This is a genomic window from Mesorhizobium sp. B1-1-8 (genome assembly GCF_006442795.2).
GTDB lineage: Bacteria > Pseudomonadota > Alphaproteobacteria > Rhizobiales > Rhizobiaceae > Mesorhizobium.
Map to the genome: position 1 here is coordinate 2273678 of NZ_CP083956.1, position 25438 is coordinate 2299115.

General features: G+C 62.9%; 26 protein-coding genes. 22 read left to right on the plus strand and 4 right to left on the minus strand.

Translation table 11 applies throughout. From position 1 onward, the window contains the following. Positions 1–63: 63 nt before the first annotated feature. The 13 genes from FJ974_RS11125 to FJ974_RS11185 all read left to right on the plus strand — a co-directional run bounded on the left by FJ974_RS11125 (position 64) and on the right by FJ974_RS11185 (position 12536). Positions 64–924, plus strand: a complete 861-nt coding sequence (locus FJ974_RS11125) for a carbohydrate ABC transporter permease (protein WP_140535601.1) — start codon at positions 64–66, stop codon at positions 922–924. After that, positions 921–1877: a carbohydrate ABC transporter permease gene (locus tag FJ974_RS11130; protein ID WP_140535604.1), complete on the plus strand. Its 957-nt coding sequence runs from the start codon at positions 921–923 to the stop codon at positions 1875–1877. The genes FJ974_RS11125 and FJ974_RS11130 overlap by 4 nt, the downstream gene beginning before the upstream one ends. Next, positions 1874–2959, plus strand: a complete 1086-nt coding sequence (locus FJ974_RS11135; RefSeq protein WP_140535607.1) for an ABC transporter ATP-binding protein — start codon at positions 1874–1876, stop codon at positions 2957–2959. The genes FJ974_RS11130 and FJ974_RS11135 overlap by 4 nt, the downstream gene beginning before the upstream one ends. Before the next feature lie 3 nt (positions 2960–2962). Further along, a complete protein-coding gene (locus tag FJ974_RS11140; RefSeq protein ID WP_140535610.1) occupies positions 2963–4024 on the plus strand; it encodes an ABC transporter ATP-binding protein in 1062 nt (353 codons plus the stop codon). A 35-nt stretch (positions 4025–4059) separates the two neighbouring features. Beyond that, positions 4060–5148 carry a Gfo/Idh/MocA family protein gene (locus FJ974_RS11145; protein WP_140535613.1) on the plus strand — a complete coding sequence of 363 codons (1089 nt, stop codon included), beginning with the start codon at positions 4060–4062 and terminating at the stop codon, positions 5146–5148. Positions 5149–5225: 77 nt separating this feature from the next. Next, a complete protein-coding gene (locus FJ974_RS11150; protein WP_140535615.1) occupies positions 5226–6140 on the plus strand; it encodes a sugar phosphate isomerase/epimerase family protein in 915 nt (304 codons plus the stop codon). A 68-nt stretch (positions 6141–6208) separates the two neighbouring features. Beyond that, positions 6209–7153, plus strand: a complete 945-nt coding sequence (locus FJ974_RS11155; protein ID WP_140535618.1) for a substrate-binding domain-containing protein — start codon at positions 6209–6211, stop codon at positions 7151–7153. A 129-nt stretch (positions 7154–7282) separates the two neighbouring features. Beyond that, positions 7283–8233 (plus strand): ABC transporter permease, encoded by a 951-nt coding sequence (locus FJ974_RS11160; RefSeq protein WP_140535879.1) that lies wholly within the window; start codon positions 7283–7285, stop codon positions 8231–8233. A 2-nt stretch (positions 8234–8235) separates the two neighbouring features. Further along, positions 8236–9012 (plus strand): ATP-binding cassette domain-containing protein, encoded by a 777-nt coding sequence (locus FJ974_RS11165; RefSeq protein WP_140535621.1) that lies wholly within the window; start codon positions 8236–8238, stop codon positions 9010–9012. 4 nt (positions 9013–9016) lie between these two features. Further along, a complete protein-coding gene (locus FJ974_RS11170; RefSeq protein WP_140535623.1) occupies positions 9017–10198 on the plus strand; it encodes an aldose 1-epimerase family protein in 1182 nt (393 codons plus the stop codon). Positions 10199–10280: 82 nt separating this feature from the next. Beyond that, positions 10281–11363 carry a fatty acid desaturase family protein gene (locus FJ974_RS11175; protein ID WP_140535882.1) on the plus strand — a complete coding sequence of 361 codons (1083 nt, stop codon included), beginning with the start codon at positions 10281–10283 and terminating at the stop codon, positions 11361–11363. Between the two features lie 25 nt (positions 11364–11388). Then, positions 11389–11703: a MocE family 2Fe-2S type ferredoxin gene (locus FJ974_RS11180; RefSeq protein WP_140535626.1), complete on the plus strand. Its 315-nt coding sequence runs from the start codon at positions 11389–11391 to the stop codon at positions 11701–11703. A gap of 32 nt (positions 11704–11735) precedes the next feature. Next, the gene (locus tag FJ974_RS11185) at positions 11736–12536 is read left to right on the plus strand and encodes a 3-methyl-2-oxobutanoate hydroxymethyltransferase (RefSeq protein ID WP_140535628.1); all 801 of its coding nucleotides are present in this window, start codon (positions 11736–11738) and stop codon (positions 12534–12536) included. Positions 12537–12876: 340 nt separating this feature from the next. Here the strand turns inward: FJ974_RS11185 and FJ974_RS11190 are convergent, their stop codons facing one another. The 4 genes from FJ974_RS11190 to FJ974_RS11205 are packed head-to-tail and all read right to left on the minus strand — an operon-like array spanning position 12877 to position 15021. Then, on the minus strand, positions 12877–13050 hold the full coding sequence (locus FJ974_RS11190; protein ID WP_181177212.1) for a hypothetical protein: 174 nt from the start codon (positions 13048–13050) through the stop codon (positions 12877–12879). A 32-nt stretch (positions 13051–13082) separates the two neighbouring features. After that, positions 13083–14210, minus strand: coding sequence for a WD40 repeat domain-containing protein (locus tag FJ974_RS11195; RefSeq protein WP_181177213.1), 1128 nt, complete (start codon positions 14208–14210; stop codon positions 13083–13085). A 14-nt stretch (positions 14211–14224) separates the two neighbouring features. After that, complete coding sequence (locus tag FJ974_RS11200; protein WP_140535634.1) at positions 14225–14533, minus strand: hypothetical protein; 309 nt, start codon at positions 14531–14533, stop codon at positions 14225–14227. An 11-nt stretch (positions 14534–14544) separates the two neighbouring features. Then, positions 14545–15021, minus strand: coding sequence for a hypothetical protein (locus FJ974_RS11205; RefSeq protein ID WP_181177214.1), 477 nt, complete (start codon positions 15019–15021; stop codon positions 14545–14547). Between the two features lie 550 nt (positions 15022–15571). Here FJ974_RS11205 and FJ974_RS11210 point away from each other — a divergent pair. The 9 genes from FJ974_RS11210 (at position 15572) to FJ974_RS11250 (ending at position 25367) form a co-directional block, all read left to right on the plus strand. Next, positions 15572–17245: an aromatic/alkene/methane monooxygenase hydroxylase/oxygenase subunit alpha gene (locus FJ974_RS11210; RefSeq protein ID WP_210240718.1), complete on the plus strand. Its 1674-nt coding sequence runs from the start codon at positions 15572–15574 to the stop codon at positions 17243–17245. Positions 17246–17345: 100 nt separating this feature from the next. Beyond that, positions 17346–18404, plus strand: a complete 1059-nt coding sequence (locus FJ974_RS11215) for an NADH:ubiquinone reductase (Na(+)-transporting) subunit F (RefSeq protein WP_140535640.1) — start codon at positions 17346–17348, stop codon at positions 18402–18404. 52 nt (positions 18405–18456) lie between these two features. Beyond that, complete coding sequence (locus tag FJ974_RS11220; protein WP_140535643.1) at positions 18457–19515, plus strand: aromatic/alkene monooxygenase hydroxylase subunit beta; 1059 nt, start codon at positions 18457–18459, stop codon at positions 19513–19515. 17 nt (positions 19516–19532) lie between these two features. Beyond that, the gene (locus FJ974_RS11225) at positions 19533–19901 is read left to right on the plus strand and encodes an MmoB/DmpM family protein (RefSeq protein WP_140535648.1); all 369 of its coding nucleotides are present in this window, start codon (positions 19533–19535) and stop codon (positions 19899–19901) included. Positions 19902–19988: 87 nt separating this feature from the next. After that, entirely contained in the window at positions 19989–21011 is a 1023-nt protein-coding gene (locus FJ974_RS11230) for an amidohydrolase family protein (protein ID WP_140535651.1), read from the plus strand. Between the two features lie 5 nt (positions 21012–21016). Continuing rightward, positions 21017–21814, plus strand: a complete 798-nt coding sequence (locus FJ974_RS11235) for an iron-sulfur cluster assembly protein (RefSeq protein WP_140535654.1) — start codon at positions 21017–21019, stop codon at positions 21812–21814. 77 nt (positions 21815–21891) lie between these two features. Beyond that, the gene (locus tag FJ974_RS11240) at positions 21892–23523 is read left to right on the plus strand and encodes a molecular chaperone GroEL (RefSeq protein ID WP_140535657.1); all 1632 of its coding nucleotides are present in this window, start codon (positions 21892–21894) and stop codon (positions 23521–23523) included. A gap of 39 nt (positions 23524–23562) precedes the next feature. Continuing rightward, on the plus strand, positions 23563–24606 hold the full coding sequence (locus FJ974_RS11245; protein ID WP_140535659.1) for an NAD(P)-dependent alcohol dehydrogenase: 1044 nt from the start codon (positions 23563–23565) through the stop codon (positions 24604–24606). A 71-nt stretch (positions 24607–24677) separates the two neighbouring features. After that, on the plus strand, positions 24678–25367 hold the full coding sequence (locus FJ974_RS11250) for an MIP family channel protein (RefSeq protein WP_140535662.1): 690 nt from the start codon (positions 24678–24680) through the stop codon (positions 25365–25367). Positions 25368–25438: the final 71 nt, after the last annotated feature.

Sequence of the window (25438 nt, forward strand, 5' to 3'; positions counted from 1 at the left end):
AGCCGGAGGGGAGGGGCGTCAGCTCTTCCCCTCCTTCCTTAACGCCGCCAGCAAAGCAGCCAGATGAAGCGTTCCGTTCCCTTCGAGATATTCCGCTACGCCGCGATCCTCGCAGCGATGGCGGTGACGCTGGTGCCTATCCTGTGGATGGTGTCGATGGCCTTCAAGCCGATCGGCGAGTGGTCGGCGACCGGCGCCGACCTCACCTGGTGGCCGAAGCAGCCGACGCTCAGCAATTTCCGCTTCGTCTTCGGCGAATCCGACAACGACCTGATCGTCGCGCTCGACCATACGGCGCTGAAGCCGATCCTGTCGTCGCTGCTCTCGGCGGTGTTCGGGACCGCGATCGCCATGTCGGCGGGCACCGCCGCCGCCTACGGCCTTTCGCGCTTCGGCTCCGGCCAGAACCTTCCACTGGCGCTGATCCAGCTCAGGCTGTTTCCGCCGATGGCAGTGATGATCCCGGTGATGATCATGTGGGCTTTCCTCAACCTCAACGACACGTGGTTGGGGTTGGCGCTGATCTATGGCATCGTCACGCTGCCCTTCGCCTTCTGGCTGATGAAGACCTTCTTCGACGACATGCCGCGCGAGATCGAGGAGGCCGCACTGGTCGAGGGCTGCTCGCGGCTGCGCGTCTTCACCCGCATCACGCTGCCGATGATGCGAGCGCCGCTGGCGAGTGCCGCGCTCTTCGTCTTCATCCTCAACTGGTCGGATTATCTCATCGCGCTGCTGCTCACCACGCGCGAATGGGTGACGATCCCTGTCTACATGGCGTCATTGTCGTCCTCAATGACCGGGCAGCTCTACGGCGCCAAGGCCGCGCTCGGCCTGATCGCGGCGGTGCCTCCCGTCATCATCGGCATCGCCATCCAACGCCACTTGGTGCGCGGGCTGACCTTCGGAGCGCTCAAGCAATGAGCGCGGTGACGGCGACGATTTCGGAGGACAAGATGGGCGCGCGGACAAAGCCCGCCACGCCTGACGAGGGCGCGCGGCTGGGTTTCCGCCTGACGTTGCCAGCGCAGATCCTGGTGCTGTTCATCTCGGCCTTTCCGCTTTTGATGCAGCTCTACATCAGCGTCACCGACTGGTCGCCGCTCTCCGGCATCGGCTGGTGGAACGCCTGGGAGATGTGGAACAGCTTCGCCAACTACACCGACCTTGCGGCCGATGCCCGCTTCTGGAGCGCCTTGCAGCGCACGGCGATCGTCATGCTCGTCTGTGTGCCAGCCGAGTTCCTGCTGGGTCTCGCGCTGGCGACGCTGTTTGCCGACGACTTTCCGGGCAAGCGCATCTTCTATTCGATCCTTTTGATGCCGATGATGGTCGTGCCTGCGGTCGCCGGCTACATGTTCTTCATGCTATTCCAGTCGGGCGGCCCGGTGAACGACATCCTTTCGCGGATCGTCGGCACGCCGGTCACGATCGCTTGGCTGTCCGATCCGAACCTGGCTTTGATCGCGGTCATGATCGCAGACATCTGGCAGTGGACGCCGCTGATGTTCCTTATCCTGCTCGCCGGCCTGGTCGGCGTGCCGGAGGACCAGATGAAGGCGGCGACGCTGCTCGGCGCCAATGCCTGGCAGCGCTTCATCACCATCGTGCTGCCGAAGATGAAGACGATCATCATCATCGCGCTGGCGATCCGGGTGATCGAGAACTTCAAGATCTTCGACACGCTCTACATCATGACCGGCGGCGGCCCCGGCGTCGCCACCGAGACGATCTCCGTCTACATCTACAAGGTCACCACGCAAGACCTGATCTGGGGTTATGTGGCGGCCATCGCTTTAGCCATCCTGATCGTGCTTTCGATCGTCGCGGTCTACGCCATGAAGCGCATGACCAAGGCACGGGAGGTGCCGGCATGAGCGCGATCCAGCTCCAGAACCTGGTCAAAAAATTCGGCGACTTCACCGCGCTGAAGACGATGGATCTCGAAATCGCCGATGGCGAGTTCATGGCGCTGCTCGGGCCTTCGGGCTGCGGCAAGTCGACGACGATGAACATGATCGCCGGCATGGAGGAACCGACCAGCGGCAAGATCCTGTTCGGCGAGCGTGACATGGCCGGCGTGCCGATGGGGGGGCGCGGCGTCGGCTTCGTGTTCCAGAACTACGCCATCTTCACCCATATGACGGTGCGCCAGAACCTGGCCTATGGGCCGAAGATGCGCGGCGCCGCCAAGGCCGAGATCGACCGCCGCGTCGGCGCCATCGCCGAGATGCTGCAGCTTTCGCCATTGCTCGACCGCAAGGCGGACCGGCTTTCGGTCAACATCCTGCAGCGCGTGGCGATCGGCCGCTCGGCGATCATGGAGCCGGCGATTTTCCTGCTCGACGAGCCGCTCTCCAATGTCGACGCGGCGTTTCGGGCGGTGATGCGCACCGAGCTCAAGCAGCTGCAGCGCCAATTCAGGCAGACGATGGTCTATGTCACGCATGACCAGCTCGAAGCCATGACCATGGCCGACCGCATCGCGGTGATGGACCATGGCGTGCTGCAGCAGGTCGGCACGCCACTCGAAGTCTATAACAATCCGGCCAATGTCTTCGTTGCGCGCTTCATCGGAGCCCCGGGCATGAACCTGCTCAAGGGCAGGCCGGCGACAAGCGATCGCGGGCTGGTGATCGATCTAGGGCCACTCGGCGTCACGCCGCCTTTACCGGATGAACTCGCTTCGGCTGTGCGCGCAGTACCCGGCGACGTGCTCTACGGCTTCCGGCCGGAGCAGGTGACGCTTGCCGAGCGCGGGCTGTCGATGCCGGCGAGCTTCGTCGAGCGGATCGGCGCGCGCACCATCGTCCATCTCGGCGAAGGCGAGAGCGCGGTGAAGGCGGTGTTCGAGAATGATGTCGGGCTGTCGGTCGGGCAGACGGCGATCGTCGCGCCGCCGGCCTCCTCGGTACGCGTCTTCGACGCCGCGACCGGCCTTGCAGTGAGGGCGGGCTGAGTCATGGCCGATATCGTTTTTCGCAATGTCACGAAGCGCTACGGCGCCACGCTTGCCGTCGACGACGCTTCCTTCACCGTCAACGACAACGAGTTCTTCTGCTTCTTCGGTCCGCCGCTGTCGGGCAAGTCGACGATCCTGCGCCTTGTGCTCGGCTTGGAAATGCCGGATCAGGGCGAGATTCTGATCGGCGGCAAGCCGGTCAACAGCGTCTCGCCGGCCGAGCGCAACGTCGCCATGGTGTTCCAGAACCTGGCGCTGTTCCCGCATATGAGCGCGCGCGACAATATCCGCTTCCCGCTGGTCGAGCGGAAGGTCGCGGAAGCCGAGATCGAGAAGCGCCTCGCCGACATCGCGATCAAGCTGCATATCGGCCATATCCTGCACAAGCCGCCGGCACAGCTTTCCGGCGGCGAGCGGCAGCGCGTGGCGATCGCGCGGGCCCTGGTGCGCGACCCGGCCGCCTATCTGATGGACGATCCGATCTCGGCGCTCGATGCGCGGCTGCGCGAGGAGACGCGCGTCGAGCTGAAGCGCATCCAGCGCGAGCTCGGCAAGACGCTGATCTACGTCACGCACGACCAGGAAGAGGCGATGTCGGTCGCCGACCGTATGGCGATCCTGGAGAACGGCCGGATCAGGCAGATCGGCGCGCCGGCCGAGATCTACGATCGTCCGGCAAGCGCCTATGTGGCGCGCATGCTCGGCTCTCCGATGATGAACATCCTGCTCTCGGTGCGTGCTGCGGGCGGCGTCGAGGCGGCCGAAGGAACAATCCGCATAGCCGACGCGAAGGCACCGGCCGAGGCGATCGAGATCGGGCTGCGGCCCGAAGACATAAAGGTCCGGCCATGGACGGACAGCGGGACGGCGGAAGGCCGCCCGGCGCGGGTGTTCGAGGTCGAGCCGCTCGGCGGCTACACCGTGGTGACACTTGCCGCCGGACAGGCGCGCGTGAGGGCGTTGCTGCGCGGCCAGCCTGACATCAGGCCGGATGCCATGGTGGCGATATCCTGCGAGCCAGCCCGCGTGCATTATTTCGGTCAGGACGGAGGCGCGTTGTGACGGCAGCCGCGAGGACAGAATTTCGGGAGGAAGACATGGTACGCAAAGGCTTCGAGCCGGACGTTAAGGTTCGCGCCAGGGAATACCGGATCGGCTGCGTCGGCGCCGGCATGATCATGGCGGAGTGCCATCTGGCGGCCTACAAGGAGGCCGGCTTTCCGGTGGTGACGATCGCTTCGCGCACCAAGGCCAATGCCGAGAAGGTCGCTGCCCGCTGGGGCATCCCAACCGTGCACGACACGCCGGAGCAGCTGATCGAGGACACCGATGTCGAGATCGTCGATGTGGCCTTCCCGCCGGACCGGCAGCCGGCGCTGATCCGCCACGCGCTGAAGCAGAAGCACATCAAGGCGATCCTGGCGCAGAAGCCGCTGGCGCTGTCGGTCGAAGAAGCGATCAAGCTGCGCGACGAGGCGGCTGCATCGGGAAAGATCCTCTCGGTCAACCAGAACATGCGCTACGACCAGTCGATGCGGGTGCTGAAGCAGATCCTCGACAGCGGCGCGCTCGGCGACATCATCTTTGCGCAGATCGACATGCATGCGATCCCGCACTGGCAGACCTTCCTTGCCGATTACGACCGGCTGACGCTTGCCAATATGAGCGTGCATCATCTCGACGTGCTGCGCTTCCTGTTCGGCGATCCGGACGAGATCACCACGCTGACGCGCAAGGACCCGCGCACGAAATTCGAGCATTCCGATGGCATCACGGTGTCGACGCTGCGTTTCCCCTCCGGCGTGCTTGCGGTGTCGCTGGAGGACGTGTGGTCCGGTCCGCGCCAGGAAGGCTATCACGACGACCAGCACATCGCCTGGCGCGTCGACGGCACCAAGGGCGTGGCCAAGGGCATGATCGGCTGGCCGAAGGGTGTGGCTTCGACGCTGACCTTCGCCTCGACCGAAACGACTGATGGAAAGTGGGTCAGCCCGAGCTGGGAAACGATGTGGTTTCCGCACGCCTTCATCGGCGTGATGGAACAGCTGCAGCACGCCGTGAAGACAGGCACGCCGCCGGCGCTCTCCGTCGCCGACAACGTCAAGACTATGGCGCTGGTCGAGGCCGGCTACCGCTCGATGGCAGCGGGCCGGACGGTCAAGCTCTCCGAAATCCCGATCACCTGAAAACACTGGCAACTGAATCAGCCCAATCAACTGAAATCACTGGCAACTGAATCGCTTACAGGGAGGAATTCAAGATCATGATGCAGGCAGGTATTTTCACGGGTTATTTCCCGTACGGTCTCGAGGGGACGGCGCAAAAGATCCGCAGCCTCGGTTTCAACACGGTGCAGCTCGACCTGCATTTCAAGGATATTGACCTGTCGGCCGGGCAGATCACCAAGGACAAGGCGAAAAAGGTGCGCGACACCTTCCGCGACCATAACCTGCCGATCTGCTGCGTGTCGGGCTATACCAACATCATCCATCCGGATAAGGGGGAGCGCGAGAAGCGCGTAGACTATCTCAAGGAAATCATCCGCAATGCGCGTGACTTCGGCTCGCCTTACGTGATCTCGGAGACCGGCACCTACAACACCGAGTCCGACTGGGTGCATCACCCGAAGAACAAGACCGAGGAAGGCTTCGAGGAGTGCCGCAAGGTGATCGCCGACCTTGCCCAGACAGCTTACGACCACGGCGCGGTCTTCCTGCTCGAAACCTATGTCAACAACGTCGTCGGCTCGGTCGAAGAGACGGTGAAGATGTTCGCGCAGGTCGACCATCCCGGCCTCGGCCTGCTGATGGACCCAACCAATTATTTCGAGACCCACAACATCGACCGGATGGACCAGATCCTGAACCAGGTCTTCGACACGCTGACCGACAAGATCAGGATCGCGCATGCCAAGGACGTGAAGCGCTCGGGCGACGACAAGTCGGAGAAGCATGCCGATATCGGCGATGCGGACGCGAAGGAAAGCCACACCTTCCGCGGTGTCGGCGAGATCGAGCTGCCGGCGCCGGGCCTGGGTTCGCTGAACTACGACCTCTACCTCAAGCGTCTCGCCCAGAAGCATCCGAACATTCCGATAATCATCGAGCATCTGTCGGAAGACGACGTTCCGCGCGCCAAGAAATTCCTCGACGGGAAGCTACGCGCCAACGGCCTCTAAGGGTCGCGCCGGCGCCGTCGCTCGGACGGCGCCCGCGGCTTGCACGAACACAAGGTGGAGGAAACGAGATGTTGAAATTCGGATTGAAACTGGCGGCCGCGGCGACCGTATTCGCCGGCGTTGCGTTCGGCTCGGCCGCGCAGGCCGCAGATGGCCAGAAGACATTCTATCTCCTGTCGCATGGCGGCCCGTCCGACGCGTTCTGGATCGACTGGAACGCCGGCGCCACCAAGGCCTGCGACCAGCTCAAGGTGACCTGCAAGATCTCGTTCAGCGGCGGCGACATGGCGGCGCAGAAGGAGGCCTTCAACTCCGCGCTCGCCGCCAAGCCGGACGGTATCGCCACCACCTCGGCGCAGCCAGGTCTGTGGACAGAGGAAGTGAAGGCTGCCAAAGCCGCCGGCATTCCAATCGTGTTCTTCAACACGGACGATCCGGCCACCGGCCGCCAGGCCTATGTCGGCGCCGACCTCAAGGAAGCCGGCGCCATCTGGGCGAAGTATCTCGTCGACCACAAGATGGTGAAGCAGGGCGACAAGGTCTTCCTGCCGGTCGAGGTGCCCGGCGCCAGCTACCAGCAGCTCGAGACGGAAGGCATCGCCGGCGTCTTCGATCCGCTCGGCATCAAATATGATGTGGTCGACTGCGGCACCGATCCGGCCGGCATCATCGCCAAGATGACCGACTATATGGTCGCCAACAGTCCGCCGGCGATCATCGCGCTCGGCGATTCCGTGGCGGCCAGCGTCAAGCGGGTGTTCGACGGCGCCGGCATTCCGGCCGGCAAGATCCCGGTCGTCGGCTGGGGCAATTCCAAGGAGACGGCCCAGGCGGTCAAGGACGGTTTCGTCAATGCCGCCGCCTGGCAGTATCCTTCGGCACAAGGCTTCATGCCGGTCGCGTTGCTCGGTCTCGCCGCCTCTGGCGAGCCGATCGGTTATGACATCCACACCTTCGGCCTCTACGACGCCTCCAGCGTCGAGCCGATCCTGAAGCTCTACGACAAGAAGTAAGGAAATCGGCGCCCGCCGTTCCAACGGCGGGCGCCATGCACAAGTATGGTTCAGCAAGTCATGGTTCAGCAAGTCGGGGCAGTCACCTCGGAAAACAGCGTTGGGCGCGCGAAAGGCAGGTCGAGCCTGATGCGCTCGCCGCAATTCTCCTCCTTCGTCATCCTCATCGTGCTCCTGGTGGTGTTCGCGCTCGCCGACGGCAATTTCCTGTCGCCGCTCAACATCTCCAACATGATGGCGTTCCTGCCGGAGCTCGGCATCATCGCGCTCGGCATGACGCTGCTTCTGACCGCCGGCGAATTCGACCTGTCGGTCGGCGCAGTCTTCGCGCTCGCCCCGGTGGTGGTGATGCTGCTGGTGCAGAATGCCGGTATCGACATCGGCGTCGCGCTGCTCGCCGGACTTCTGCTGTGCATCGCGATCGGCGCGATCAACGGCGTGATTGTCACTAAGATCGGCATCTCGTCCTTTTTGGTGACGCTGTCGATGCTGCTTATCGTGCGGGGTGCGGCGCTCTACATCACGCAGGGCTTTCCGCTGAAGTCCTGGGATCAGCCGGGCTTCTTCGTCACGCTGCTGGCCGGCAGCTTCAACATCGGCGCGTTCCGCTTCTACACCTCGCTCTGGTGGTTCATTGGGCTGTCGCTGCTTGCGGTCTATGTGTTGCGCTACGCCAAGCTCGGCAACTGGATCAGCGCCATCGGCTCCAACCGCAACGCGGCGGTGGCGCGCGGCGTGCCGGCCGACGCGGTCAAGATCTGGCTGTTCATCCTGACCTCGGTGCTCGCCGGGCTCGCCGGCATGATCAGCGCTTTCCGCATCTCGGCGGCTTCGCCGGTCGCGGGCACGGGCTACGAGCTGGAGGTGATCGCCATGGTCGTGGTCGGCGGCACGGCCCTGACGGGCGGCCGCGGCACGATCCTCGGTACCATCGTTGGCGCGCTGATGCTGCGGGCGATCCGCAACGGCATCGTGCTCGTCGGCGTGCCGGGGCTGGCCTACAACATCTTCGTCGGCGTCATCATCCTCGCCATGCTCATCCTGCACGCGCTGCTGCAGAAAAACGCCGCAAGGAGCTGACGATGATGCAGGAAGTGCTCCGGCTGCAGAATCTGCAAAAATCCTTCGGCAGCGTGCGCGCGCTGAAGAACGCCTCGCTGACGCTCAAGGAAGGCGAGGTGGTGGCACTGCTCGGCGATAACGGGGCGGGCAAATCGACGCTGATCAAGGCGATCTCCGGCGTCTTCCCGGTCGATCGTGGCGATATCTATGTGCGCGGCGAGAAGGTCTCGATCCGCTCGACGCGCGAGGCGATGGACCTTGGCATCGAGACCATCCATCAGGACACCTCGCTTGCGCCCGACCTCAGCATCGCGCGCAACCTGTTCCTCGGCCGCGAGCCGGTCAAGCTCAAATGGCTCGGCGTCTTCGCGCCGCTCGACCTCGCCAAATTGCGCGATGCGGCTTCAGCGCTGCTCAAGCGTGTAGGCATCTCGAAGAAGCTCGACGCCAATGCACTAGTCTCGACGCTTTCCGGCGGCGAGCGGCAGTCGATCGCGATCTCGCGCGCCATGCAGTTCGCCGCCAAGGTGATCATCCTTGACGAGCCGACCAATAATCTCGGCGTCGAGGAAACGCATGGCGTGCTGCGCTTCGTGAAAGAGATGCGCGCGGCCGGGCATTCGGTGCTCCTGATCACCCACAACATCCACCATGTGTTCGAGGTTGCCGACCGCATCATCGTCATGCGCCGCGGCGAGATCGTAGCCGAGCAGACGGTCGCCGACACCGATCTCCTGACCGTGGAAAGCCTGATAACCGGCGCCGATCTGTTGGCCCTGATGAAAAGGGCGCACTGACGGCATGGTGAAGCTCTATGGCCAGACGCTTTCGCGCCGGCAGGTCGCCGAACGCTCCGGCATGCTGTCGCAATTCGCCGGCGTGCGGCTGATGACGCTCGGCGACGGCGTCGAGCGCGGCATCCGCATGCTCGAATTCCGCACCGGTTCCGGCCTGCGCTTCACCGCGCTCATCGACCGCGCGCTCGACATCGCCGATTGCGAGTACAAGGGCCAGGCGATCGGCTGGCACTCGCCGAGCGGTTTTCGCAACCCCGGCCTGCACGACTATGAAGGCGAGGACGGCTTTGCCTGGGGCCGGTCCTTTTCCGGACTGCTGGTCACCTGCGGCCTCGACCACATTCTCGGCCGCAGCGAGGTGCCTGCCGAAAACTATTATTATCCTGGACGCAAGACGGTGACGCATTCGCTGCATGGCCGCGTCGGCACCATTCCGGCGCGGCTTACCGGCTATGGCGAAAGCTGGGAGGGCGACCGCTGCATTTTGTGGGCTGAAGGCATCGTCCAGCAGGCCAGCGTATTCGGCGAGGATCTGCATCTCATCCGCCGCATCGAGGCCGATGTCGGCGGCAGCGAGATCCGGCTCTCGGACCGCGTCGTCAACCACGGCTTCCACCGCACGCCGCATATGTATTTCTACCACATCAATCTCGGGCATCCGCTGCTCGACGAAGGCTCGCGCTACCTGGCGCCGATCCGCGACGTGGTCTGGGCCGCGCATGAAGGCGAGCGCTACGAAGCGCAGAAGGTCGGCTATCGCACAGTGCCAGCACCGCAGCCTGGCTTCAGCGAGCAGGTCTGGCAGCATGAGCTTGGCGCCGACACCAATGGCGAGGTGCCGGTCGCCGTCGTCAACGACCGGCTTGGCCTCGGCTTCGACGTCGTCACCCGCAAGGACCAGCTGCCTTGTTGCTATGAGTGGCAGAATTTCCAGGCCGGGCAGTATGCGCTTGGCATCGAGCCCTCGACGCACCATGTGCTCGGCAATCTTGCCGCGCGCGAGCGTGGCGAGATGATCTGGCTGGAGCACGGCGAAGCCAGAGCCTATGACGCCGTGTTTCGCGTCCTCGACGGCAAGGATGCGATTGCCGACGCAGAAGGCAGGATCATGGCCGTCGCCCGCCAGCCCGAGCAGGATTATCCTCGGCCTTCCAGCAATTTCCCAAGACTGGCGGGCAGGGGATGAGCGCGACATTTATCCACAGCAAGCCCTCCGGCCGGCGGACCGGATTTCCAGCGCTCAGTGAAGATTGGAGGCCCATGTGACGATGGCAAAGAAGCGCGACTACAGCCTTGTCGGCGAGAGCACCAGGCTGGCGATCGAGACCGGGCTTGCCTCGGCCGAGTGGTACCATACCGATGTGCCGCGCAAGGTGATGAAGGAATTGATGCAGCGCTCCGACGGGCCGGCGCTTCGCGACACCATCATCTGGATCGCCGCGATCCTGGGATCTGCCGCCGGCATCATCTGGTTCTGGGGCACGTGGTGGGTGGTGCCGTTCCTGTTCGTCTACGGCGTGCTCTATGGCTCGTCGAGCGACTCGCGCTGGCACGAATGCGGCCACGGCACGGCGTTCCGCACGCGCTGGATGAACGACGTCGTCTATCACATCGCCTCGTTCATGCTGATGCGCAACCCGGTCCAGTGGCGCTGGAGCCATGCCCGCCACCACACCGACACCGTCATCGTCGGCCGCGACGCCGAGATCGCCGTCATGCGGCCGCCCGACCTGCTGAAGGCGGCGCTCGCCTTCATCGGCATCCTCGACTTCCGCTATTCGCTGCCGACGCTGGTGCGCCAGGCGTTCGGCAAACTGTCGGACGACGAGACAAGCTACGTTCCGGAGACGGAGCAGCATAAGGCCGTGATCGCGGCGCGCTGGCATATCGCGGTCTACATCGCGACGATCGCTCTCGCGATCGCGCTTGGGTCATGGCTGCCGCTGGTGCTGATCGGCCTGCCGCGCCTTTACGGCATGTGGCACATGGTGATGACCGGACTGCTGCAGCATATCGGACTCGCCGACAACGTCACCGATCACCGGCTGAACACGCGCACCGTCTACATGAACCCGATCAGCCGCTTCATCTACTGGAACATGAACTACCATGTCGAGCATCACATGTTCCCGATGGTGCCCTATCACGCGCTGCCGAAGCTGCATGAATTGATCAAGCACGATTTGCCGGCGCCGAACCCGTCGATCTGGCATGCCTATCGCGAGGTCTGGCCGGTGCTGCTCAGGCAGCTGAAATACGAGGACTATTACCTCAAGCGCGAATTGCCGCCGACGGCCAGGCCCTATCGCGGCGAGTTTCATGAGATCGATATGTCGGCGGCGGCCGAATAGCCGGACGGGACTGCAGGAGGCGGAAATGGCCGATTGGGTTGAGGCATGCGCCGTGGACGACGTCGAGGAAGAGGATGTGATCCGCTTCGACCATGGCGGCCGCAGCTTCGCGATCTACCGCTCGCCGGACGACGAGTTCTTCGCCACCGACGGGTTTTGCACGCATGAGAAGGCGCATCTGGCCGACGGGCTGGTGATGGACGACATCATCGAATGCCCCAAGCACAATGGCCGCTTCAACTACAAGACCGGCCAGGCCAAGGGAGCGCCGGTCTGCGTCAACCTCAAGATCTATCCGGTCAAGGTCGAGGCCGGTAAGGTGATGATCGAGATCGATTGATCGCCCGCCCAAGCCACAAGGATCCAGATACGATGAGCCGAAAGAGACCGACCGTCGCCGACCTGCGCGCCATGAAAGGCAAGCGCCAGCTGACCATGCTGCGCGTGCTGACGATGGACGAGGCGGAGGCCGCCGAACGGGCAGGGGTCGACATCGTCTCGGTGCCGCCGGAGCTGGTGCTCAATCCACAATATCGCGATGCCGCGCCCAGCCTGTTCACCATGCCGGGCGAGAATTTCTTCGAGATCGGCACGGCGGACGATTTCCTGCGCTGGGCCTTCCGCCTCTACAAGGCCAGCGCCGATGCGGTCTATTGCAGCGCCGGATACGCGACCATCAAGCGGATGGCGGACGACGCGATCCCGGTAATCGGCCATGTTGGCCTGATCCCGTCGCGCGCGACCTGGACTGGCGGCTTCAAGGCCGTCGGCAAGACCGCCGACACGGCCATGCAGGTGTTCGAGGCGGTGAAGCAATTGGAGGCGGCCGGCGCGGTCGGCGCCGAGATCGAGGTGGTGCCGGTCGAGGTGGCCAAGGCCATCTCCGAGCGCACTTCGCTGATCATGCTGTCGATGGGGGCGGGCACCGGCTGCGATGCGCAATATCTGTTTGCCGACGACATTCTCGGCCAGAACAGGGGCCACATGCCCCGTCATTCCAAGGTCTATCGCAACTTCGCCGCCGAATATGATCGGCTGCAGGCGGAGCGGGTGGCGGCATTTTCCGAATATGTCGCCGACGTCAACAGCGGCGCCTATCCGGAAGACAGGCATATCGTGCGCATGGACCCGAATGAGCTCAGCCTCTTCATGAAGAAGATTCATCGCAGCTAGCGACGCTTTCGGCCCCAAATCGGCCGCGCGTACATCGTTATAACAGGTTCACCAGACCATACGAGATGATACGAAGAATATGGGTTGGCTAACCATCCCGTAAGCCATTGGATTTGTTTGGAAGACTCACATCCTCCGGGCCCACCAAAAATATCACTGTAACATATTGATATCCTTATGCTTTTTCGATATGGCCCAAAACGTGGACTCGAACCCCCTCGATCGCCCTTCGGAAGTGTGGTCGGCACAGCACCTTTCGAGACAATAGGCTGTTTCGATCTTGCCAGCGAATTTCGAGGAGCTGATGTTGAAGCGCGACCTGTCACGAGCGCCTTGATAGTCAATTGGTCTTCAATTGACCGACACGGTTCTCCGCAATCCAGCGGGCAGCCAGCACCAGCGCGCCCATGCTGAAATCCTTGCCGTGCCTGGCGACCATTTCTTCCGACAGTTTGGCGAGTTTTTCGAAAAATACGTCCTTGCTCTTGTCCTCAGTGGTGGGTTCGGTCTGCATTTTTTCCTCCAGTTTCATCGGGGTTGCTTTCGTTATTTGAACATCTGCGCGGGAAAGGTGACGATCGCGGCGGTGCCGTCGACGGAACCTACTGCCAGGTGCCGTCCATCGCCCGACCAAGCAAGCGCGGTGATCGCACCGCCCAGGGGTCTGACGAGCAGTTCGTCCGGCGCGCCGATCTGGGCAATGGTGATGCGGCCACTGGCATAACCGGCCGCGATGAGTCTCTTGTCCGGATGGGCAGCCAGCGTCTCGACCGGAACCAGCCCTATGCGGCCCGTTTCGAGAGCGCCGGAGGTTTCACCGTCGAGCGGCGGGGCGGTCATGGACCAGCCGGCGATCCGGAAGGCGCCCGAAGCAAACAGCGCATTCCCCGGCGGGCTCCAGCATACCGTCCGCACCGGCGACGGAAATCCAGCGACGGCGCCTACGCGGCCATCAGCCACGCTGACCAGCGCGAAGCCTCCGGTTTGGAGTCCGCAGGCCAGCCAGATGCCGTCGCCACTCCAGCGAACCGTTGTCGGGCGCGCTGAAAGCGAAAACTCGGCTATGGGACCAATGTCGGTGTCGGTCGCCCAGATCCCCAGTCCGGTTTCGCCGCCACAGGCGAGGTGCCGTCCATTCGGCGAGAACGCGAGCGTGTGGGCGGGCGATGCTGTTCCGCGTGGCAATCGTGACGCGTTGCCTTGTCCGTGCGACAGGAAGACATCCAACCCGTTGCTGACGGCCGTCATGGCCGCCCGGGGACTGTAATCCATGGCGACGATTGGTCCATCGACCTTGACCGGCGTCTCCGCAATGTCACCTAGCGCCGTCAGATGCACTGCCTCGCCAGCCGCCGTGCCGACGAGGAAGCCAGAGTGATGGTATCTGGCCAGCGGGACATCGCCGTCTGCCAGGGCTCCGGTGGCGATCAATGGCGGCGATGGCTTTTCCCTGGGGCGGATCGTGGTCTGGCCAAGATCACCGCTTACCCTGATACGCGACTCCGGCGGCTCCGGGTCCGCGACCGCAGCAATCGCGACCGTTCCATCCACGCTTGAGAACGCGACGGCCGAGTCGTCCGCGCTGAAGCGCAGATCGGCGATCGCCGACGGACGACGCCAGCTGCGCCCCAGCACGTCGAACAGGGTCAGGTTCTGTAATGCGTGCTGGTTCATGGCCATTCCCTTCGTCAGTTGCCGTTCTTCGCCAGGCCGCGGTCGACCTCCTCGATGCCGGCTTCAGCGGCGACGATGCCTTCCTCGCACGTCTTGTATGCCTGCCTGATTGCCGCGGCGCCTTCTTCGGCGTCATGCAAATCCTGCACCAGTTGCTCGGTGGCGCCGCTCCTGCCGATCTCGAGTTCCAGGCGCAGCGCATCCATCTCGATGCCGGCGAGCTTCTGGTTGAGCCGCAGCGCCTCGGCGGTGAGCGCCGAGACCTGGGCGACAAGATCGAGCCGGCGAACGAGCAACGCGTCACGCGCAGCGGCTTGGTCCATCGGATCCTCCGTCATGTTTCGCGCCGAACAATCGGGCCGGGCGGCTTTTCGAAAGCCGAAAGCATTTTTGGCAATGTGCCGGCTTGTGACTGGAACTGCTTTTCGGCCGTCTCGATGTGACTCTTGAGCTGGTCCCAGATGTCGACGCGCATCATCGCAGTCGTGTCCCCGGTGAGACGCTCGATTTCTTCGACGCGGAACTGGCGCGACAGCGAAACGCGGGAAAATACGAAGTCGCGCAGCAGGATGGCATGGCTCTCGATGAACAGATGGATCATCGGATGCGTTTCCGCGGTGACGCCGCCGGCCGCAAGTTCGGCCCGGATGAAGTCCTGGAAGTGGCTTTGCAGGCGCAATTGGCTCTCGCCCGTGAAGCGCATGACAAACACCAGGTCACGGGGCATCAGCCTGACCAGATCGCCGGCAACGGCATTGGACAAATCGGATGGCGGCGGCGGTCGGCTCCGGTTGTCCCTGTCGTTCGGCATAGCCTCTCTCCTGCTGAGCCGCATGAGCGTCGCGCTGAAATAATAGAGAGAGCGGAAGAATTGAATAGATGGCGTGTACTTTTCTGTATGCTGCAGGTGCTAAGTAAATATATTGCGATTGCGAATAGAAGAAAACCATTACAGCCGTAAGTTACAATTGTAAAATAACGTTACAGTTGATGGCGATCTCTGCCGTCGAAATGCGCGTGGGTTGTTTCCAGCGGCCGGATGCGCCCTTATTTCCAAACTGGCACGGCGCTTGCTTTGTCTGTTTCCATAAGAAGCCCATCGCGCTCTCGTCGCGGTGCTAAAAGAACGAAGGAACGGAGGAAGCAGGTCCGCTTCGATACGCCCATCGCAAGTGCGGTTGGCGTAGCGAGCCGCGCCAGACCCCTCACAAACCTTTGCCGCGATCCACTTGAACAGCCCGGCCCTCGGTCGCGCCTGAATGCGCAACCCTTTGTCGTGCCGTTCGCACTCTCACTGGCGGCGCTGTTTGCCGTCTCACGTCCGGATCAAGGGATCCGCGGCTCAAACCTGGTGGAGGCTTATGACGATGTCGTCTTTGACGCTCAACAAGATTACCTCGCAACGCGGCATTTCCGTAGGCGAGGCGACGAAGAAGATTTCCGACCTCGGTTGGAACCCGACCTATGTCCAGGAAGCGATGACGTTTCCGACCGACTACAAGATCGCCAAGGCGCCGCGCGATCCGATGAAGCAGGTGCTGCGCTCCTATTTCCCGATGCAGGAGGAGAAGGACAATCGCGTCTATGGCGCGCTCGATGCCGCTCTTCGCGGCGACATGTTCCGCAATGTCGAGCCGCGCTGGGTGGAATGGATGAAGCTCTTCCTCGCCATCATTCCCTTCCCGGAAATCTCCGCCGCCCGTTCGATGGCGATGGTGGCGCGGCTGGCGCCCGGCGAGGATCTCAGGACCGGCTTCACCATGCAGATGGTCGACGAGTTCCGCCACTCCACGATCCAGATGAACCTGAAGAAGTGGTACATGGAGAACTACATCGACCCGGCGGGCTTCGACATCACCGAGGAAGCCTTCGGCAAGTGCTATGCGACGACCATCGGCCGCCAGTTCGGCGAAGGCTTCATCACCGGCGACACGATGACGGCCGCGTGCATGTACCTGACCGTCGTCGCCGAGACGGCATTCACCAACACGCTCTTCGTCGCCATGCCCTCCGAGGCGGCGCGCAACGGCGACTACGCGCTGCCGACCGTCTTCCTGTCCGTGCAGTCCGACGAGAGCCGGCACATCGGCAACGGCCACTCGCTGCTGATGGCTGCGCTGAAGGAGCCTGAGAACCACCTGCTGCTCGAGCGCGACATGCGCTACGCCTTCTGGCAGAACCACGCCATCGTCGACGCCGCCATCGGCACCTTCATCGAATACGGCACCACCAATCGCGACAAGAACAAGGAATCCTACGCGGAGATGTGGCACCGCTGGATCTACGAAGACTACTATCGCACCTACATGCTGCCGCTCGAGAAGTACGGCATCAAGATCCACCATGACGATGTCCAGGCAGCCTGGGAGCGCATTACCAAGAAGAACTACGTCCACAAGGTCGGCCAGTTCTTCGCGGTCGGCTGGCCGGTGAACTTCTGGCGCATCGAGGCCCAGACCGACAAGGACTTCGAGTGGTTCGAGCACAAATATCCGGGCTGGTACGCCGAGTTCGGCGACTTCTGGAAATGGTACGCCAAGCTCAGCCACAAGGGCGAGAAGGTGCTCTTGTTCAACAGCGATGTCGGCTACGTCTATCCGCACCGCTGCTGGTCCTGCTTGGTGCCTTGCCTGATCCGCGAGGACATCGTGGTCGACGAGATCGACGGGCAGCTGCACACCTTCGCCCACGAACTCGACCGCTGGACCGCCGTCGAAGCCTTCGCCGATGAGTATCAGGGCCGTCCGACGCCCGCGATGGGCCGCTTCAGCGGCAAGCGCGAGTGGGAGACGCTCTATGACGGCTGGGATCTCGCCGACGCAATCAAGGATCTCAACTTCGTCCGTTCAGACGGCAAGACGCTGATCCCGCAGCCGCATTTGCGTTTTGGCGCCGACGAGCAGTGGACGCTCGACGATGTGCGCGGCAACGTCCTCGGATCGCCGTTAAAGGCGCTTCGCGGCATGTCGCCGGCCGATCGTGAAAAGCACCTGGCCGAGTATCGGGCCGGCTTCACCATCACGTCCTTCAACTGACCATACGAGCGCGGGGGCCGGGTTCCGGCCCCCGCGACATTCCAAAGGAAGGCCATCTCCTGTCCTGCGGACGGGCCGGAGAGGAATTGGGAGGTTATCGATGACTGGTGCTCACACCGTGCGCCTGGAGCCGGTCGGCGTCGAGTTCGAGGTCGAAAACGGCGAGACGGTCCTGAACGCGGCATTCCGCCAGGGGATTGCGCTGCCGCATGGCTGCAAGGAAGGGCAATGCTCGGCCTGCAAATGCGTGCTGCTCGAAGGCGAGGTCGACATGCTGAAATACTCGACCTTCGCCCTCAACGACACCGAGAAGGATGCCGGGCACATCCTGTTGTGCCGGTCCATCGCCTATTCCGACATGCATGTCGAGCTTCTCAACTACGACGAGGAGGTGCTGGCGAAATCAATCGCGGTGAAGACGTTCAAAGGCCGGATCTCGAAATTCGAACATCTGACCCATGACATCCGCGGCATCGAGATCGAGCTCGGCTCGCCGATAAAATTCTGGGCTGGGCAATATGTCGACATCACGGTCACCACGCAAAAAGGGGAGACGATTACGCGCTCGTTCTCCATGGCAAATACGCCGGACCAAACCCAAAAACTTTCCTTCATCATCAAGAAATATCCCGAAGGAAAGTTCTCCGGAGAGCTTGATTCCGGAGGCATCCGCGTCGGAGCCGAAGTCACTGTCGCCGGACCCTATGGAACCTGCTTCCGGCGGGAGGAACGGCAAGGTCCCCTGATCCTGGTCGGCGCGGGCTCCGGCATATCGCCGGTTTGGTCGATCCTCAACGATCACCTGAACAGCGGCGAGAAGCGGGACGTGTTCTTCTTCTACGGCGCGCGGACCCCCACCGACCTGTTCTATCTCGACAGGATCGCCGAGCTTGCCGGCCGCCACCCGGAGCTGAACTTCATCCCGGTGCTGTCGCATGTGAATGGCGAGGCTTGGGACGGCGAGCGCGGCTTCGTCCACCAGAGCGTCGACGCCAAGCTCAAGGAACTGGCGGTCGACGGGCAGGGCGACGTCTATGCCTGCGGTCCGCCGCCCATGATCGATGCGCTGCAGCCGGTCCTGTTCATGAACGGCTTCGAGACCGAACGCATCTTCTTCGACCGGTTCACCACGTCGTCCAGCGCCACCCCGGGCCATTGAGACGGCCCGGAGCCAACGACACCAAAGCAACTGCAACAAGGGAGTGAAGACAATGGTAGCAACGTCGAGTTCAGTCGGATCGGGAGCCGCGGGAGCCGCGATCTTCGCCGATTCCGACAGCCGCAAATATCGGTATTTCGATCCGAAAGGCCAGCGCGCCACCCATTACGAGGATGTCACGGTCGACGTGCAGCCCGATCCCGAGCGCTACCTGATCCAGGACTGGATCATTTCCTTCTCGAACGGCAAGGGCGCCTACATCAAGGACAATACCGCCGCCAGGAGCTCGAACTGGCATGCCTTCCGGGCTCCCGACCAGGAGTGGGAGCGCACGCATTATCAGCGCCAGTCGAAGATCGAGACGATGGTGCAGAGCGTCATCACCAATGCCCGCCGCGCCGGCGCGCCGAAGACCTTCGACAAGGTCTGGGCCAAGCTCCTGCAGGCGCATCTTGGAGCATGGAAACATGCCGAGTTCGGCCTCGGCACTTCGCTGATGCAGGCGCAGCGCTACGGCTACACGCAGATGATCAACAACGCCACGCTGACCAATTCGTCCTACAAGCTGAGGCTCGCCCAGGACATCACGCTTTATCTCGCCGAGATCGGCATGGATATCGCCGGCTGGGACGACGAGCTCGGCAAGAAGCACTGGCTGGAGGACGGTGTCTGGCAGGGCACCCGCGAGGCGGTCGAAACCATCATGGGCACGACCGACTATCTGGAACAGTACTTCGCCATCAACATAGTGTTCGAGCCGCTGGTTGGCGAACTGTTCCGCTCCGGCTTCCTAATGCAGGCGGCAGCGGCCAACCACGACTTCATCACACCGCCGGTGATCTCGGCGGCCGAAGCCGACTACGAGCGCAACCTCGCCAACACCATCGACCTGATCTACCTGCTTGCCAATGACGAGAAGCATGGCGCGGCGAACAGGAAGCTCTTCCAGGGCTGGGTGAATAAGCACGGCGTGCTTGCCGACAAAGCAGCCACCGGCCTTCAGCCGATCTGGTCGATGCCGCATTCCAAGCCGATTTCCTTCACCGACGTTCGCGCCCAATCCGAGGAACGGATCGGCCAGATTCTCGGCGAACTCGGCCTCAAGCGCTGAACAGGGAGAAGACTAACATGTCAGTAGCAGCACGCGACGCCTCGCAGTCCAACATCTTCAAGTCGATGAAGGACATCACCTTCGAACAGACGATTTCGCACCAGTGCGGCGTCACCATGAACGACTCGGTCGAGGCCCGCGCCATCGCCGAATTCATGGGCAAGAAGCCGGGGGTCATCGTCACCTACCAGCCGGCCATGATCCGCATCGACGGCGACGGCAAGCTCATCTTCAAGATGGACGAGATCAGCGAATATCTCGGACGCGACATGACCGCGGAGATCTTCGAGGTCAACACCTCCACCCATTACGGCCGCATGGTGCGCGTCGACGACAACACCGTGATCCTGTTCGGGAACATGGACGAAGTCTTCGAATACATCTGACGAAGCCGGGCACCGGCGCGCCTCGCGGACGCGGCGCGCCGACTCAATCAACACGACGGCATCAACGCGACGATTGCGGAGGCAAAAATGTACAGGACACCTGAAGGCAAGGACATCTTCGTGGTCGATGGCCACACTCATTTCTGGGACGGCAGCCCCGAGAACCAGAGGAACATCCACGGCAAGCAGTTCATCGAGTGCTTCTACGCCTATCATACCGGGCTGAGCCCGAAGGAGCAGCTGTGGGAGAAAAGCAAGTTCGAGAAATACAGCGCCGACGATCTCTATCGCGACCTGTTCATCGACGGTCCCGACGACGTGGCGATCGTCCAGTCCACCTATCTGAAGGATTTCTACAAGAACGGCTTCAACACGATCGAGCGCAACGCGGCCGTCGCCAAGCGCTATCCGGAGCGCTTCGTCGTCAACGGCGCCTTCGATCCGCGCGATGGTGAGAAGGCGCTGGAATACATCCACTTCATGAAGGAGACTTACGACATCAAGGGCGTGAAGATGTACACGGCCGAGTGGAACGGCGCCTCCAAAGGCTGGAAGCTCACCGATCCCGATGCCTACAAGTGCTTTGAGCTGTGCGACAAGCTGGGCATCAGGAACATCCACGTCCACAAGGGCCCGACGATCATCCCGCTCAGCAAGGACGCGTTCGACGTGCATGACGTCGACCATGCGGCGACGGATTTCCAGGGCCTCAACTGGATCATCGAGCATTGCGGGCTGCCGCGCCTCGACGATTTCTGCTGGATCGCGACGCAGGAAACCAATGTCTATGGCGGCCTTGCGGTGGCGCTGCCCTTCATCCATTCGCGCCCGCGCTATTTCGGCGAGGTCATCGGCGAACTGCTGTTCTGGATCGGGCCGGAGAAGATCCTGTTCGGCTCCGACTACGCGATCTGGACGCCGCGCTGGCTCGTCGAGAAATTCTGGGCGTATCAGATCCCCGAGGACATCGCTGCGGAACGCGGCGTGCAGCTGACCGACGAGATCAAGGAGAAGATCCTCGGCCTCAATGCCGCGCGCCTCTACAACATCGACATCGAAGCAAAGAAGAAGGCGCTCGCGAGTTCGCCCTTCAGCATCGCGGCGGAGTAGGGGCCATGGCAACCGCCAGCGTTTCCGACAGCCGCGAGAAGGAACTCTGGCGGCGCCTAGGCGAGGTAAACGATCCCGAACTCGACGAACCGATCACCGAGATGGGCTTCGTCGAGCGGGCCGGGATGACGGGAGATGGCAGCGTGGAGGTCGACTTCCGCCTGCCGACCTACTGGTGCTCGCCCAACTTCGCCTTTCTCATGCTTGACGGCATACGCAAGGCGCTCGAGCAGCTCTCCTGGTCGCCGGCCTATCGCGTGAAACTGCACGATCACATGTTCGCGGAGGAGGTTAATGGCGGCATTGAAGCCGGCAAGGCATTCGGCGAGATATTCGCCGAGCTTGCAGGAGATACGGATCTCGGGGCCGTGCGCGAAACCTTCAGGATGAAGGCTTTCAAACGGCGCCAGGAGGCGGTCCTGCGCGGCCTTCGGCAGCACGGCCTGACGGATGTCGAAATCCTCGGCATGGATCTGCCGGCATATGATGCGGCCAGCTTCGAGCCGGGCGAGGCGGCCATGCAGAAGCCACGGTACCGGGCAGCGCTGCTGGAGCGGTTTCCCGATCGCCGCATGGACGATCCCGTCTTCATGACCTGGGAGGGGCGGCAAATTCCGCCGGCCGCGCTCAGCGCCCATCTCGCCGAATTGCGCGGGGTGCGCGTCAACATGGAGTTCAATGGCGCGCTTTGCCGCGGGCTCAAGCAGACAAGGTACAAGGAACTCGGTGTGGTCGATGGCGAGCCGACGCTGGTCGATTTCATCATGGATCGCGTGCCGGCGCGAAACGCGCCGGCCGTCTAAGCAACGCCGAAAGCAACGGCCTCCCTTCGCACGAGGCCCCCAACCAACAACCCGCCCGTAAGGCGGAAGGAGGAATCATGCCTAAAATTATGCTTCACAATTCCGAGGCCCGCCGGGCCCTTGCCCGTGGCGTCTTCAGGCTGGCTGCGGCAGTCGAGCCGACGCTCGGTCCCAAGGGCATGAACGCCATGATCGACCGGCCGATCGGAACGCCGATGGTGACCCGCGACGGCGTCAGCATCGCTTCCGAAATCGAGCTGCATGACCGTTTCGAGAACATGGGCGCGCAGGTCGTCCGCGAAGTGTCGATGCAGACCAACGAGGTCGCCGGCGACGGCACGACGACCGCCATCGTGCTCGCCAACGCGCTGATCCAGGGCGGCATCGAGGCCAATGAGCGCGGCGCCAAATCAGTCGATCTCTGCAAGGGCATCAACCTTGCCGTGGCCGCTGTGGTAACAGCCCTCAAGGCATCGGCCAAGCCCGCCAAGGGCAACGGCATCCTCGCCTCGGTTGCCAACATCGCCGCGACCGATGCCAAGCTTGGCGCGCTGGTGGCGCAAGCGCATGAGCGCGTCGGCGCGGAAGGAGTCATCACCACCGATTTCAGCGTGACCACCGAGACCACGCTTGACGTGGTCGAGGGCATGTCCTTCGACCGCGGCTACCTCTCGCATCACATGGTGACGGACCAGGAGAAGATGGAGGCCGTGCTCGAGCGGCCCTTCATCCTGATGACCGATCTCAAGATCAAGGAGCCCACGGCGCTCGAGACTGCACGCCGTATCGCCGACGAGGCGGGGCGCCCGTTGCTGATCGTGTCCGAGGAAGTGTCGCCGGAAGTTGTGGTCACGCTGCTCGGCAAGCAGGGGCCAGGCAAATACCTCGTCGTCCATCCGCCGGAATATGGCCATTGGCGCAAGGCCATGATGGAGGACCTGGCGATCATTACCGGCGGTAGGGTGATAGCCCGCGACCTCGGCGGCCGGCTGGAGGACATCACGTTCGACGATCTTGGGACCGCCGACCGGGTGAAGACCAGCTCATCCTACACCTCGATCATTCGCGGCGGCGGCGACCATGACGCGATCGCGGCGCGCCGCGCCCAGGTGCAGCGGCAGTATGAGGCCGCGCCGCCGAACATCGAGCAGGACAAGCTGCGCGAGCGCCTGGCCAAGCTCTCCGGCGGTACCGCGATCCTCTATGCCGGCGGCGTCACGCCGGTCGAGCAGAAGCGGACCATCCAGTTGATCGAGGATTCGCTGAATGCGGTGCGCGCGGCGTCCGAGGAGGGCGTGGTTGCCGGCGGCGGCTCGGCGTTGGCCCAGATCGCGCCGCTGCTCGACAAGGTGGCGACCGGTGTCGACGGCGATGTCGCCGAAGGCGTGGTCCTGGTCCGGTCGGTGCTGACACGGCCGCTCTGGCGCATCGCCGCCAATGCCGGCGCCGATCCCGAAGCCGTGGTGGCCGAGGTGACGCGCATCAACGGCGGCTACGGCTATAACGCATCCGCCGGCAGCTACCAGAACATGTTCGAAGCCGGGATCATCGATCCTGTCCGCGTCACCTACACCGCGCTGGCCAATGCTGCCTCCGTGGCGACGCTGATCCTGACCACCGAGACACTGATCGGCGATCTTGCCGAGGATGAGGACCCGACGGCCGGGCCGGCGCTCGGCGGCGGCGCGGAAAAGCTTGGCCGCGCCTGACGTGGCATTCCACTGGAACGATTTCGAAAGGACACGACGATGAAAGCCGCAAGACTTTACGAATACGACCCGCACATGAACGTCAAGCTCAAGATCGAGGAGGTCAAGGCGCCGACGATCACGGCCCCGGACGAGGTGATCGTGCGGGTGGGTGCTGCCGGCCTCTGCCGCACCGACCTCCACATCATCGAAGGCGTTTGGAAACCGACCATGGACCCCGACGGCAGCCTTCTGCCCTACATCATGGGCCACGAGAATGCCGGCTGGGTCGAGGAGGTCGGCAGCGGGGTAAGGTCGGTCAAGCGTGGCGATGCTGTGATCTGCCATCCGTTCCGCTCGTGCGGCATCTGCCTCAACTGCCGGCACGGCGAGGATATGTACTGCGACAATGGCCAGTTCCCCGGGCTCGGCATGAATGGCGGCTTCGCCGAATATTTCATCACCAGCGAGCGCTCGCTGATCAAGCTAAACGCCAATGTCACGCCGATCGAAGTGGCGCCGCTGGCCGATGCCGGCATCACCGCCTACCGCGCCGCCAAGCGGGCCGCGAAGCTGTTGCGGCCGGGAAGCTACTGCGTCCTGCTCGGCATCGGCGGGCTTGGCCACATAGCGTTGCAGTCGCTGCACGCGATTTCGGGCTGTCGGATCATCGCCGTCGATCGCGAGCCGGCGGCGCGCGTGCTGGCCAAGGATCTTGGCGCCGACTTCGTCCTCGATGGCGGGCCGAACGTCGTCGAGGAGGTAAAGGCGATCACCGGCGGCGGTGCCCATGTCGTCATCGATTTCGTCGGCGAGCTCGGCGTGGAAAACATCTGCTGGAAGATGGTGCGCAAGGGCGGCCAGCTGTTCGTGGTCGGTTACGGCGGCGCCGTCAACGTGCCGACCGCGCATCTGGTCATCGAGGAAATCAACATCGGCGGCAGCCTGGTCGGCAATTTCACCGAGCTTGTCGAGCTGATGGAGCTCAATGCCGACGGCAAGGTGAAGATGCACTACACCGAGTACAACCTTGCCAGCATCAACACCGCGCTCGACGACTTCAAGAACCGGCGCTTCACCGGCCGCGGCGTCATCGTTCCCTGAAAGCCTTGGGCCCGAATGGCGCGCGGAAAGCCGCGGTATCCGGTCCAGGCGTCACAATCCGAGAGGAAAAAATGAACAAATACATCTGTGAATTCATCGGAACCTTCGCGCTGGTTTTCTTCGGCTGCGCGACGGTTCTGTTCATGCGTTCCGAGGTCGGGTTGCTCGGTGTCGCAATGGCCTTCGGCCTGTCGGTGATTGCGATGGCCTATTCGATCGGGCCGATTTCCGGCGCGCATCTCAACCCGGCCGTGAGCCTTGGCGTCTTCGTTTCCGGCCGGATGAAGGCCAATGATCTCGCCGGCTACGTGGTCGCGCAATGTCTGGGGGCGATCGCCGCCTCGGCGGTACTCTACGTGATGGCGCAAGGCAAAGGCGGCGGCTATGACGTCGCCGCGAATGGTTTTGCCCAGAACGGCTGGTCGGCCTATTCGGCGACTTCGGCGTTCTTGTTCGAGGCCGTCGCCACATTCCTCTTTCTGCTCGTCATCTTGCGTGCCACGGCGGAGGACGGCGCGGGTGCTCTGGCCGGCCTGGCGATCGGTTTGACGCTGGTCATGATCCACCTCGCCGGCATTGCCGTGTCAGGATCTTCGGTCAATCCGGCCCGCTCGCTAGGGCCTGCGTTGTTTGCCGGCGGAAGCGCGCTGTCGCAGCTCTGGCTCTATATCGTGGCGCCTTGCCTTGGCGCTGCCGCGGCCGGACTGGTGCTGCGCACCGGCATGATCGGCGCCGGCGAACCAGCACCGCAGCTCGCCTGATCGGCCGCTGCCTTTTTGTTGGTAAGATTCCCAAACCCATGGCGCGAACGCCATGGGTTTCTTTTTTGCTG